Annotated in this window: 14 protein-coding genes and 2 tRNA genes; 8 read left to right on the forward strand and 8 right to left on the reverse strand. The window is 37.0% G+C overall.

The window, feature by feature from the left end:
* The first annotated feature begins 107 nt into the window (after positions 1–107).
* From BLW74_RS14165 to BLW74_RS14175, 3 genes are all read left to right on the forward strand, one after another.
* Positions 108–1,904: a DUF885 domain-containing protein gene (locus BLW74_RS14165; protein WP_089693225.1), complete on the forward strand. Its 1,797-nt coding sequence runs from the start codon at positions 108–110 to the stop codon at positions 1,902–1,904.
* Between the two features lie 86 nt (positions 1,905–1,990).
* Positions 1,991–2,473 carry a hypothetical protein gene (locus tag BLW74_RS14170; protein WP_089693227.1) on the forward strand — a complete coding sequence of 161 codons (483 nt, stop codon included), beginning with the start codon at positions 1,991–1,993 and terminating at the stop codon, positions 2,471–2,473.
* Position 2,474: 1 nt separating this feature from the next.
* Positions 2,475–2,921 carry a DinB family protein gene (locus tag BLW74_RS14175; protein ID WP_089693229.1) on the forward strand — a complete coding sequence of 149 codons (447 nt, stop codon included), beginning with the start codon at positions 2,475–2,477 and terminating at the stop codon, positions 2,919–2,921.
* A 179-nt stretch (positions 2,922–3,100) separates the two neighbouring features.
* Here BLW74_RS14175 and BLW74_RS14180 read toward each other — a convergent pair whose 3' ends face one another.
* Positions 3,101–3,721, reverse strand: coding sequence for an endonuclease III domain-containing protein (locus BLW74_RS14180; protein ID WP_076595135.1), 621 nt, complete (start codon positions 3,719–3,721; stop codon positions 3,101–3,103).
* A 33-nt stretch (positions 3,722–3,754) separates the two neighbouring features.
* On the opposite strand from BLW74_RS14180, the gene bcp reads away from it, so the two are divergent.
* Complete coding sequence (gene bcp / locus BLW74_RS14185) at positions 3,755–4,204, forward strand: thioredoxin-dependent thiol peroxidase (RefSeq protein WP_089693231.1); 450 nt, start codon at positions 3,755–3,757, stop codon at positions 4,202–4,204.
* Positions 4,205–4,297: 93 nt separating this feature from the next.
* Here bcp and BLW74_RS14190 read toward each other — a convergent pair whose 3' ends face one another.
* Genes BLW74_RS14190 through BLW74_RS14210 form a run of 5 tightly spaced genes read right to left on the reverse strand, consistent with a single transcriptional unit; the run spans position 4,298 to position 8,495 of the window.
* Positions 4,298–4,831: a GNAT family N-acetyltransferase gene (locus BLW74_RS14190; protein ID WP_089693233.1), complete on the reverse strand. Its 534-nt coding sequence runs from the start codon at positions 4,829–4,831 to the stop codon at positions 4,298–4,300.
* The gene (locus tag BLW74_RS14195) at positions 4,800–5,462 is read right to left on the reverse strand and encodes a hypothetical protein (protein ID WP_089693235.1); all 663 of its coding nucleotides are present in this window, start codon (positions 5,460–5,462) and stop codon (positions 4,800–4,802) included. Before BLW74_RS14195 ends, BLW74_RS14190 begins: the two co-directional genes overlap by 32 nt.
* A 33-nt stretch (positions 5,463–5,495) precedes the next feature.
* Positions 5,496–6,578, reverse strand: a complete 1,083-nt coding sequence (locus BLW74_RS14200; protein WP_228424920.1) for a mannose-1-phosphate guanylyltransferase — start codon at positions 6,576–6,578, stop codon at positions 5,496–5,498.
* Positions 6,579–6,580: 2 nt separating this feature from the next.
* Positions 6,581–7,171, reverse strand: a complete 591-nt coding sequence (locus BLW74_RS14205; RefSeq protein WP_089693237.1) for a SprT-like domain-containing protein — start codon at positions 7,169–7,171, stop codon at positions 6,581–6,583.
* A 1-nt stretch (position 7,172) separates the two neighbouring features.
* A complete protein-coding gene (locus BLW74_RS14210) occupies positions 7,173–8,495 on the reverse strand; it encodes a TolC family protein (RefSeq protein ID WP_089693240.1) in 1,323 nt (440 codons plus the stop codon).
* Positions 8,496–8,678: 183 nt separating this feature from the next.
* Here BLW74_RS14210 and BLW74_RS14215 point away from each other — a divergent pair, with 183 nt between their 5' ends.
* From BLW74_RS14215 to BLW74_RS14230, 4 genes are all read left to right on the forward strand, one after another.
* Positions 8,679–9,923: a bifunctional folylpolyglutamate synthase/dihydrofolate synthase gene (locus BLW74_RS14215; protein ID WP_089693242.1), complete on the forward strand. Its 1,245-nt coding sequence runs from the start codon at positions 8,679–8,681 to the stop codon at positions 9,921–9,923.
* A 42-nt stretch (positions 9,924–9,965) separates the two neighbouring features.
* Positions 9,966–10,040, forward strand: a tRNA-Val gene (locus BLW74_RS14220).
* A 33-nt stretch (positions 10,041–10,073) separates the two neighbouring features.
* Positions 10,074–10,148: transfer RNA gene (locus tag BLW74_RS14225), tRNA-Val, on the forward strand.
* Between the two features lie 117 nt (positions 10,149–10,265).
* Entirely contained in the window at positions 10,266–11,387 is a 1,122-nt protein-coding gene (locus BLW74_RS14230) for a hypothetical protein (protein WP_089693244.1), read from the forward strand.
* On the opposite strand, the gene BLW74_RS14235 is transcribed toward BLW74_RS14230, so the two are convergent.
* Positions 11,377–12,348 carry a glycosyltransferase family 9 protein gene (locus BLW74_RS14235; RefSeq protein WP_227413299.1) on the reverse strand — a complete coding sequence of 324 codons (972 nt, stop codon included), beginning with the start codon at positions 12,346–12,348 and terminating at the stop codon, positions 11,377–11,379. The two genes, BLW74_RS14230 and BLW74_RS14235, sit on opposite strands and share 11 nt — an antisense overlap.
* A gap of 2 nt (positions 12,349–12,350) precedes the next feature.
* Positions 12,351–12,770: a SufE family protein gene (locus tag BLW74_RS14240; RefSeq protein WP_089693246.1), complete on the reverse strand. Its 420-nt coding sequence runs from the start codon at positions 12,768–12,770 to the stop codon at positions 12,351–12,353.
* Positions 12,771–12,811 lie beyond the last annotated feature (41 nt).

Raw genomic sequence — 12,811 nt, forward strand, 5'->3', positions numbered from 1 at the left:
TGATTCAAAGTTGAAAGGATTTTGAAAATAATTTTTTAAAATCGGCTTCTACAATAATACTGAATATCCCAATAATACTTACTTTTGTTTTCATAAAGATTCTGAAAATGAAAAACATTTTATCAAAGAGTATTTTGGGATTGGGACTGATGATGGGGCTTGCTTCGTGCAAAAAGTCGGATTCGCCTCTTACGAAAGTAACCCCGAGCAATCTGGATTCTATTGCTTCCAACTACTATGAGCAATATCTTAAACTCTACCCTTTAGATGCTACCTCTCAGGGAGATACGAGATACAACGACCAGCTGCCGATCAATATTGATAAAGATTTTATCTCCGGGGAAATTGCTTTCTACAATTCTGTACAAAAGCAGCTGGATCATGTAGATTACAAAGCTCTTTCTGATGAAGATAAAGTGGTTTATGATGTACTGGATTATACTTTAAAAGATAAAATTGAAGCCTATGCTTATCATCCCGAATATATTCCCTTTACGCAGTTCGGAGGTCTTCCGCTCACTTTCCCGCTATATGGAAGCGGACAGGGCAGCCAGCCTTTCAAAACTGAAAAAGACTACAGTGACTGGCTGAAAAGAATGGAAAAATTTCCTGAATGGATGGATGCAGCAGCAGATAACTTCCGTGAAGGGATCAACAATAAAATGGTTCTTCCTAAGAAACTGGTCATTAAAATGATTCCTCAAATGAAAGCGGAAGAAATTACAACTTCTGATATGGAGAAGAATATTTTCTACGGCCCTGTCAGAAATTTCCCAAAAAGCTTTACTAAGGAGCAAAAAGATAAATTTTCATCCCTTTACAAAGATGCTATCACAAAAAAGATTATTCCTGCCTATACAAAAATGGGAGCTTTTCTCGAAAAAGATTATCTTCCTAAGGCTAGAGATACAGACGGATACAATAGCCTTCCTAACGGAAATGAGATCTACGGCTATTATGTAAAAAGCTGGACTACCACTAAGAAATCACCCGAAGAAATTAATAAAACCGGACTACAGCAGGTAGCTATGCTGCGAGCAGAAATGGAAAAAGTAAAGCAGCAGGTAGGATTCTCCGGAACGCTGGAAGAGTTTATCACTTTCGTAAAAACAGACCCGAAAGCCATGCCTTATAAGACTTCTAAAGAGGTTTTAGGTGCATTCAATGGTATTTTAACGAAAATTACGCCTAAGCTGAAAACCATGTTTAACGTAACTCCGAAAACAAAATTTGAGATCAGACAGACAGAGAAATTCAGAGAAGCAAGTGCGAGTGCAGAATATATTCCGGGAACTCCCGATGGCAAAAGAGCGGGTATATTTTATGTTCCGCTTCCTGCTCCTACCCAATTCAATGTTACTTCCGGAATGGAGTCTCTTTTCCTGCATGAAGCGATTCCCGGACATCATTACCAGGTTTCTCTGCAGCAGGAGAATATGAAGCTTCCTAAGTTCATGAGATTCGGATGGTTTGGAGCATATGGTGAAGGATGGGCGCATTATTGTGAGACATTAGGTCCTGAGTTCGGGTTATATACAGACCCTTATCAGAAAATGGGTTATTTGAGCGATCAGATGCTGAGAGCGGTAAGACTGGTAGTAGACACAGGACTTCATACTGGAAAAATGTCACGTGGAGATGCTATTAAATATTTCCTAAGCAATATTTCTTACGACGAAGGATCTGCCACAGCAGAAGTAGAAAGATATATGGCAATGCCGGGACAGGCTTTAGGCTACAAAATAGGATCTTTAAGAATCCGTGAGCTGAGAGAGAAGTATCAGAAAGAACTTGGGAACAAATTCAATCTGGCAAGCTTCCATGATGAAGTATTGAGCCAGGGATGTCTTCCTCTAGATGTTCTGAACAGAAAAATGGAGCTTTGGGCTCAAAAACAAAAATAGTTTCATATGAAACTATTTTTGTTTTTGACAGGTACTTTATTGACAGTTTTAAGCTGTCAAAAGAATCGAAATTTTGAAAATTCACGGTGGATAAAAATTTACCTAATTATGATACGATTCAGATTCTCTCAAAATATCCGGAGCTAAAGCTGTATAACAGTGAAATTGTTGAAAGTAAAACAAGAACTGCTTATATTGTTCAGCAAGCATTTTATTATGACGGCCTGCTTAAAGGCTCATTCTTTTTTGATGATTATAAGTGCAAAGCTCAATATCAAAATGATACTTTAAATATTTTACTGAATAATAACAATGGATATTTTGGGAATGGAGTTTTGGTAAAAGTATTCAACAATCAATTTTATATAAAAGATATTGATCCTAAAACTTTAAAAACTGAGAAAAAATTCATAAAATCAAAAGTTTTAGAGCAGAAATTGGTACTAAACACCAATAAATTTAATAAAAACGACAGCATTTATGGCTTCATAGATTACAAATGCCGTGTTGACAGTTTAGTTTACAAACACTTCAGAGGATATTTTAAAACGACAATACAACAAAATTGATATGATCACAGAAAGTATAAGATCTCTTTTCAACAGGGATTTAAATAAATTAAAAACAGAGATAGAAGCCTATCAGAATGAAAAAAACCTTTGGATAATTGATAAAAGTATAGCCAATTCTGCCGGCAACCTTTGTCTTCATTTAGTTGGGAACATCAATCACTTTATAGGAGCACAACTTGGAAACACGGACTACGTAAGACACCGTGAACTGGAGTTTTCCCTAAAAGATATTCCAAGAACGGAGCTTATTGAAAAAATTGAAGCTACTATAGCCATGACAGACTCCGTTCTGCCACAATTGTCTGATGAAGATATTAAAAGAGAATATCCTTTGATTGTTTTTGAAAGCAAAATGACCACAGATTATTTCCTGATCCATCTGGTTGCTCATCTGGATTACCATTTAGGGCAAATCAATTATCATAGAAGGTTATTGGATAACTAAATTCTTTTTACTTGACATGGAGATAAAATAAACGCAACAATCACAGAGTAATTGTTGCGTTTTTTATTAGTTTGCCATAGCAGAGAAAATATAGCCTTTGCTAAAAGAATAGCCTTTGCGAGCTATTTCAACATTACTTTTATAAAATCTTAGCGAACTTGGCGCTAAATTAAAATCCGTTACTTCTCAAACATCATTTTCGTAATAAAATCTTTCTCTCCTTTTCCTCTTGCCGGAGAGTATTCTCTTCCATAGAAAATAATCTGAAGATGAAGTTTATTCCACACTTCTTCAGGGAATAGTTTCTTGGCATCACGCTCAGTTTCCACTACATTTTTTCCGGAAGTCAGTTTCCACTGTGTCATCAGACGGTGAATGTGCGTATCTACCGGAAAAGCGGGAAACCCAAATCCCTGGCTCATTACTACTGAAGCGGTTTTGTGCCCTACACCCGGAAGAGCCTCCAATTCTTCATAAGTCTGGGGAACAATACCGTTGTGTCTTTCCAGCAGAAGTTCGGCCATTCTTTTCAGGTTTTTCGCCTTTGTATTAGACAATCCTATTTCTTTGATCAGTTCTTTGATTTCAAATTCTTCCAGCTTAGCCATTCTTTGTGGTGTTCCCGCAACGGCAAAAAGATCAGGTGTAACCTGGTTTACTTTTTTATCTGTGGTCTGCGCAGAAAGTGCTACGGCAACCATTAGTGTATAGGGATCTGTATGATCTAACGGAATGGGTGTAGTAGGATATAATTTATCCAGTTCTATCTGAACGAGCTCAGCTCTTTGTTTTTTTGTCATGTAAGCCTTAAATTTGAACAAAATTAAATCATTATGCTGAAAGTTGGAGATAAATTACCTGAATTTGAAGGACACAACCAAGATGGCGAAACAGTAACCTCATCAAAATTGATTGGGAAAAAACTGGTTGTTTTCTTTTATCCACAAGCGAATACACCGACATGCACAGTGGAAGCATGTAACCTGAGCGATAATTATTCCAAGCTTGAAAAAGCAGGGTTTCAATTATTGGGAGTAAGTGGTGATTCTGTAAAAAAGCAGAAGAATTTCCATAACAAATTTGCGTTTCCTTATGATCTGATTGCGGACGAAAACCATAGTATTATTGAGAAATTCGGAGTATGGCAGGAGAAAAAAACGTTTGGAAAAACTTACATGGGAATTGTAAGAACCACTTTTATTTTTGATGAAAGCGGGGTTTGTACAAGAGTCATTGAAAAAGTAACATCAAAAACTGCTGCGGAGCAGATTCTGGAGGAATAATTTTTCTTTCGAAAAAACAAATATCATAAATGCTTTCACAAATAACACGATTAAAATCTATGCATTATTTGTGAAAGCGTTTTATATTGTTATTTACTCGGTTTCGTAATAATTGAGTTCCTCGGTTTCACCAGGAAGTGTTACATGTTTTTTAAACCTCAATCCTAGTTTTTCGATCAGTTTTTGGGAAGAAACATTATCTTTTGAAATGATAGCAGATATTTTTGTTAATCCAAAATCATCCATTCCAATAGATTTAACCTTCTGAGCGGCCTCAAAAGCATAGCCTTTTCCTTCAAACTCTTCCAATAGGGAATATCCTATATCAACAATATCAAGTCCTTCTCTTTCGAAGATTCCTACGGCTCCTACTTTTTCATTTCCGTCTTTGGTTACTAAAAGATAGTTTCCAAATCCCAGTCTTTCGATCTGCGGAACAAATCTGTTCAGGATATAGTTTTCAGCATCTTCAAGGCTGTTCACATTACGGTTGCCGATATGTTGAATAAATTTGGGTCTGTTATAGAGATCAAAGACAAAATCTTTTTCTTCACGGGACATGGGCCTAAGTATCAGCCGATCAGTCTCATAGGTTTTATTTGCGCTTGGGTGTTTTTCTGGGCTCATCTTTCTTTGGTTCTTCTTTTTTTTCGATTTTCAACAATCTCGGGTTATTAGCACATTTCTTATTGTAAAGCTCAATATAGGTTCCATTATCCTTTACATTGTTTACCGTTCCAGTAGATTTATTTACAGTCACTGTATAATGCGTTTTTTGATAAGGGCATTCCTTTGAGGTCAGTTTTCCGAGATCCAGATAATAATTTGAATTATCCTCATGATAGTTTCCTGCGAGATCCTTGAACTCCTCATCCACCATATATCCTTCAGCAGCAAGCATTACAGCGGCTTCCTGAGCACTGTCAATTCGATCTAAAAATGTCTTAAGACCTTCTAAATCAGTAATATAATTTACCTTACCACCTTTCGAATAAGCAATATAGTAAAAGCTGTCTTCATTAGGAAAAAGATTAAATCCAGAAAACTGCGGTGTATAATTTACCTTTCCCGAAATTTTTATTTCTTCTCCCTTTCCGTAGCTGTTGTAGACCAAAACCCATGAATCCACCCTGTTGCTTGGGTTGATCTGCTGTAAAATATTGGGTATGCTTGAAAATTTTTTCTTCTCCTGAGAATATCCTAAGATTCCCAACAGTAAAAATGTAAGAATTGTAAATCGGGTTGCAGTTTTAATCATAATTTTAAAAATCAGCAGAAAATATACCAAATATTACATAAACTTCTCCCCTTTCTTAAAGTTTTTTAAGTCAAGAACATAGTCTTTAATGAGCTGGTCATTATCACGGGGGCAGATCAGCAGCGCTTTATCTGTATCTACAACAATATAGTTTTCAAGGCCGTCAATGATTACAGCCTTATTGTTATTTCTGAGACGGATAATATTTCCTTTTGAATTGTAGGAAAGCAGATGCTTTAGCTTTACGGCATTTCCATTGTCATCTTTTTCCGTGTTTTCATAAACAGAAGTCCAGGTTCCAAGGTCACTCCATCCCAGGTCTGATGGGATAACATATACATTCTTTGCTTTCTCTAAAATTCCATTATCAATGGAAATTTTCTGAACCTTTGGATAAATGGTCTCAATGCAGCTGTTTTCTTTATCCGAATTGTATTCACAAGCCATAAAATGCTGCATCATCTCCGGAAGATAAAGGTCAAAAGCATGATGAATACTTTTAACATTCCATATGAATATTCCTGCATTCCATAAGAAGTCACCACTTTCTAAGAAATTTTGGGCAATCTCAAGGATAGGCTTTTCTGTGAATGTTTTTACTTTAAAATACTCAGAGCCTTTCTTTTCTACAAATTGAATGTATCCGTATCCGGTATCCGGCCTTGTGGGAGTAATTCCTAATGTCACCAGATAATCATGTTTTGAAGCCAAGTCAAATGCAAGCTCCACTTTTTCCAAAAATACGTTTTCTTTCAGGATCAGGTGGTCTGCCGGAAGCACAATCATAGTAGCGTCCGGATTAATTTCCGCAATCTTGTTGGCCATATACAGGTTACAAGCGGCTGTATTTTTCATAAGTGGCTCACCTACGATATTCTCTTCTGGAATCTCTGGCAGCTGCTGATGAGAAAGAGCCACATATTCTTTATTCGTAATCACGAATATCTGCTCCTTAGGAATCACTTTACTGATTCTGTCGTAGGTCTGCTGAATCATGGTACGTCCAGTTCCTAAAATATCCTGAAACTGTTTGGGAAATTTCTGTGTGCTCATCGGCCAGAACCGGCTCCCGATTCCTCCCGCCATTATAACGCAGTATCTATCTGATTTTAACATTCTTAGCTACATTTTTCTACCCTAGCCAATGGCTTGAAAGAATACTTCCTTCCGGTAGCCAGGTTCTTACAAAGATAGTTTTTTTTAACCAGACCTTCTAATAAATACTTTTCGTTGCGGTAGATAAAAAACTCGCCTTTCTTAAGTTCTTCAATAAAATGAAGGGTATCATCTTGTTTTTCAGTATGAAAATACCTTACCAGATCAGGGCTGGCCATAAAATTAGCTTTAGGGGATTTCGAAAATTTTATAATGATGGGTTTGAGTTCATCATCATAAATTTCAAGGCTTTCAAGAAGCATATTTCTGAAGGTTTCTTTCCATTCATTGCCATGCGGAGAGATTCTTCTTCCGTATTTTTCAAAAGCGATGAGATGCGCCAGCTCATGGGTCAGCACAAAGAAAAAAAGCTGCGGGGTAAGTGTAGAGTTTACCGTTATTTCATGAGAATTGTCCGGAAGTTTTCTATAATCTCCCAGCTTTGAATTCCTGTTTCTGGTAACTTTAATATGTATATAGTGATCTGAAAACCAGATTCTTAAATATTTAAGAGTATTTTGAGGTAAATATTTTTCTAATGATTGGATAGACATTTTACAAACTTAATGGAATTCCTGCATAGAAATTCAATAGTTTAAGACTAAAAAGATAATTATATTTTGCCTGCGCTACTGATCCCTGTGCATTTGCATAATTATTTCTTGCCACATTTACGTCATAGATGGTGGTTCTTCCTGCAGCATAGCTTTTATCAGCAAAATCAAGAGCCAGTTTGGAACTTTTTTCTGCTTCTACTGCGGCCAGGTAATTTTCATAGTTCGCATCTGCATCAAACTGGGCCTTCTGTACATTTTGTCTTACGGACTGCTTCTGCTGTTCCAAGGCATTTTTAGCCAGACTTTCATTAAGTTTGGATTGTTCTACCTGTAATTTTGTTTTCCCTTTGTTGAAGATAGGAATATTAAGTGATAATCCTACATTTTGTCCAAACTGATCTTTATACTGCTCAAAAAACGTTCCCTGTACAACGCCTGGAAGAACATTAAATTGCTTATTATAGAAAGTATTAAGACCGGCACTGGCTGTTAATGTAGGCCAGAATGCTGTTCTGCTTACCTCAGTTTGTGCTTCTGCAGACCTTATTCGGCTTTCCGCTGCTTTGATCTGGGGCTGTATCTCATATGCCGTTACAAGCACTTCATCTGCATTTGCAAGTTGGAGGTCTAGTTTTTCAGGAACATTGACATCTTCCACATCAAAATCTTTATAATCTGACAGTTGTAAAAGCTGAGCAATAGCAAACAAGGCACGTCCAACATTTACTTCTGCTGTTTTAAGGTTTTGTTTCTCCCTCGCCAGCGCAGCTTCAGCCTCTGCCAGAACTGTCTGGGCAGTTGTTCCCACCTGAGTGGTAATTTTAGCCCTGTCGTACTGCTTCTGCGCGTTGCCAACAGCACTTTGAGAGATTTTAACAATCTCTTTATTCAACAAGGCGGTCAGATATTGTTGAGCAATCTGAAGAGAAATATCATTTTTAATGGTTTCAATGTCATATTGGCTGGCCTCTACATCAAACTGGGCCTTTCTTACATTCTTCTCCAGTCTGCCATTATTATAAAGCAAAATATCTGCACCCAGCCCGACACTGTTATTGAATCTGTCGTTTCTATAACTTCCTGCCCCTAATGATCCTTGCCCGAAACTTACCCCATTTGTAACACTTGCCGAAACAGATGGCAAATATTCTTTTTTGGCGGCTTTAAGATTGTATTCCTGGTTTTGTTTGTTATACTGATTTTGGATAACCTGAAGATTATGCTCCACTGCATAGCTTACACATTCTTTTAAGGACCATTTTTTCTGGGCGCTTAAACCCAGATAACCCAATCCAAAAACGATGATCCAAACTTTTTTCATATTGTATATGTTTATTTGTTTTTAATGGCCATATGAAATCGCTTTACCTTCATCAGTACTGTAACTTGGCAATCGCGGCGATTTCATATTAAGATTTTTCAATATTAGACGAATTAAATATAAAAAAGTTACAGATTGAAAAATTATATTTTATTTTAAAAAAACTTTTGGGAATTTTGCATCATGACAAACGAACAATATCAGGAAGCTATTGACTGGCTTTTCGTACAGATGCCTAACTACCAGATAGACGGTCAGAAGGCCTATAAACCAGGTTTAGACAATATTACAAAGCTTTGTGCTTTCTTTGGAAACCCTCAGGATAAGATCAAATGTATTCATATTGGAGGCACCAACGGAAAGGGTTCTTCAAGCAATATGCTGGCATCGGTACTGCAGGAAGCTGGCTACAAAACCGGATTATACAATTCTCCGCATCTGATAGACTTTACAGAACGTATTAAGGTAAACGGTAAAAACTGTGATAAAGAATTTGTCTTTGATTTCATTCAAAAACTGAAAACCATTCCGGAAGATATCCGTCCTTCTTTCTTTGAGTTTACCACCATTATGGCTTTTGAATATTTTTATCAGCAGCAGGTAGATTTTGCAATTATTGAAGTAGGATTGGGAGGAAGACTGGATTCAACAAACATTATCACCCCCTTGATTTCTGCGATTACGAATGTACAGTTGGATCATCAGAATATTTTGGGAGATACTGTTGAAGAGATTGCGGCTGAAAAAGCAGGAATTATCAAAAACCAGATTCCTATAATTTCCGGCGACGAAAATGATTCTGTTAAACATATCATCAGAGAAAAAGCTATTAAAGAAAATGCTCCATTTACAGACGCTACTCTTTTCCATACAACCCTTACATCTGATTTAAAAGGAAATTATCAGAAAAAAAATATCAGGGTGGTATTGGCTGCCGTGGAAGAATTAAGAAAACTGAACATATCTATTTCCGATGAAGCCGTTGAAAACGGACTTCTTAATGTTCATCAGAATACGGGTTTTATCGGCCGCTGGTTTGAATTTTCACAAAATCCGCTTACCATTTGTGATACGGGACACAATCAGGCAGGATTAGAATATGTTTTTTCACAATTGAATTCAATTGACCGTCATAAGCATGTTATTTTGGGATTTGTGAATGATAAAAAAATAGATGAGGTGATGAATTTACTTCCTGAAAATTCTGAGTTTTATTTTGCAAAACCATCGGTCAACAGGGGAAGACACCCGGAAGATTACGAAAATCTGCTTCGGGAGGCGAAAATTTTTTATAAAATTTTTGATTCCGTACAGGAAGCGTATCTTGCTGCAAAAGAACGATGTACAAATGAAGAAATGATTTTTATCGGCGGAAGCAACTTTGTAGTGGGAGATTTTTTAGAAAAAAATTTGGAGATTAAGGAATAAGTCGTATATTTGCACCACTCTAAACAAGAGAACAAGTCTAGAGGGTTCTTAGCTCAGTTGGTTCAGAGCATCTGGTTTACACCCAGAGGGTCGGGGGTTCGAATCCCTCAGGACCCACAGAAAAGGAAACGAAACCTTTCAAAAAAATTCGGGTTCTTAGCTCAGTTGGTTCAGAGCATCTGGTTTACACCCAGAGGGTCGGGGGTTCGAATCCCTCAGGACCCACAAAAAATCTCTCAGATTTCTGGGAGATTTTTTTATTTTTACACTGAGCAAATTGAAACGACACTCCACTTTTCCCCATATTTATTTACCTTTGCCCTTCAACTGAATTCGGCTTACGTGAAGGAACTTCATCTTATATCATTCAATTATCCCTACCCTCCTTCTTACGGTGGTATTATTGATGTGTATTATAAAATTAAGGCTTTATCTGATCTGGGAATAAAAATTCACCTTCATTGTTTTATAGATCAGATCCCTGACAAGATTGATCCGGAAGTTAAAGAAATCACGGAAAATATTTTTTTTTATAAAAAGAAAAAGAATCCGCTCCTTTATTTTTCACAAACACCTTTCGCTGCTGCTATCAGAGACTCTCAAACTCTTCTTACCAACCTTGAGAAGATAAAAGCTCCTGTTTTGTTCGAAGGCTTACAGACAACCTCTATTATACGATTTCTGAGAAAAAATGACCACAAACTCTACCTCCGTTACCACAATAACGAAACTGAGTATTATAAAGGGCTTTCTTTATCAGAAAAGAATCTATTCAAAAAGATTATTTACAGGATTGAATCATTAAAATATACCGGATATCAGAAAAAACTGTTAAAGAGATTTGAAACCGTATTCTGCCTGTCTGAAAAGGAATATAAAGAAGTAGAAGATTATTCGGGAAATGCGCAGTTAATTCACCTATTTCATGGTAACCAGTCGGTAAAACAATTGGATAAAAAAGGAAATTATTTCCTTTTTCACGGAGATCTTACGACTGCCGATAACAAAAGAGCTTTGAATGAAACTATAGATCTATTTAAAATTCTTCCGCAATACAAATTAGTGATAGCTTCCGACCGTGCCAGCGAAGATATTAAAAGAAAAATTTCAGAAGTTAAGAACATCAGCCTCACTCCTATTCAGACTACAGAAAAACTTCATGATCTCCTGGAAAATGCCCATGGGAATATTTTAATTTCCTACCAGAATTCAGGAACTAAGGTAAAATTATTCAACACCCTTTATAACAGCCGTTTTGTTATGATCAACGGAAATATTACAGATGATCCTGTTTTGACAGATTTATGCCTATATGGAGCTGATATGAATGAAATTCGCCAACATATTATCACATCAGCAGAGAAAGATTATCATGATACTGAAAACAGAAAAAAAATACTAGAAAATACTCACTCAGATATAGCTAAAGCTGAAGAAATGATTAAGGTTATTTTTAAGAATTAACCCTGTCTATCACGCCCTGAATATCAAATTCTTCAAGACAAGCCCAGTCTCCCCGGTAACATTCTTTATCTCCAAAAACAGAACATGGCCTGCAGGTAAGATCTTTCACCTGAACAACATCTTCTTCACGCTGCCCAAATCCTAAAAATCCGGCGTAAGGGTGCGTAGCCCCCCAAATAGAAATACATCTGGTGCCTACAAGACTTGCAAGGTGCATATTCGCAGAATCCATAGAAATCATCAGTTCCAGACCGGCAATATGGTCGAGCTCTTGTGTAAGGTTTAAGGTTCCGGCAAGATTTTTTGTATTAGGAATTTCACGCTCCCATTTTTCCAGCGTTTCTTTTTCTTTTTTACCGCCGCCAAAGAAATAAACAGTATGCTTTTTAGCCAGAATTCTAACCAGTTCATAGGATTTTTCCAAAGGAAGCATTTTCCCTTTATGCTGGGCAAAAGGAGCAAAACCAATCCCCGATTTTTGTTCTGTACGCGGCCTTAACTGATGGGAAAGTTCTACCTGGAAACCCATCTTTCTAAAAACATCAGCGTAGCGTTCCACTGTTTTTTTCAGCTGTACTTTTTCCAGATTCCAAACATCCGTAAGATGCTCTTTCTCTTCTTTTCCCTTATCTATTTTGAAAACTTTAAGTCCTTTTCTTCTGTAAATTCTGTCTAAAATTTTGGTTCGGATCACATCATGAAGGTTCGCAACACAATCGGGATTAAATTCTCTGACCAGCTCATTACTTAACTTTCTTAATCCGAACAATCCTTTATAATCATCCAGATCAATCCCTTTAAAGGTCACATTTGGAATTCCTGCAAAAAGCGCTTCAAAATTTTTCCTGGAAACCATAATAATTTCCACGCCCGGGTTCTGCTCCAGAAATTCCCTGAAGACAGGTACCGTCATTGCAACATCTCCGAATGCGGAAAAACGATATGCTAAAATTCTTGCCACAGTTATGATTTCAGTTGATACGCAACTGCATAAAACTTAATCTGCTTTGTCATCGCCATTAGCCCATTGGCTCTGGACGGCGAAAGAAATTCCTGTAGTCCTATTTCTGCAATAAAATCAAAATCGGAATCCAGGATTTCCTGAGTGGAATGTCCACTATAAATGCTTACTAAAAGAGAAACAATTCCTTTTGGCAGAATACCATCAGAATCAGCATTAAAGAAAAGCTTCCCATCTTTAAATTCGGCATCAATCCAAACTTTGCTCTGGCAGCCCTTAATCAGATTTTCTTCCGTCTTTCTTTCTTCCGGTAAGCCCTTCAGTTCCTTTCCAAGATCTATGATGTACTCATACTTTTGCTCCCAGTCTTCAAGAAAAGCGAATTCTTCGATTATTTCCTGCTGTTTTTCTTTAATGGTCATTTTAAATCAAATTTCTTTGTGCAAAGATAACCAATTTTGTA

Source organism: Chryseobacterium culicis (assembly GCF_900108365.1).
Lineage (GTDB): Bacteria > Bacteroidota > Bacteroidia > Flavobacteriales > Weeksellaceae > Chryseobacterium > Chryseobacterium culicis.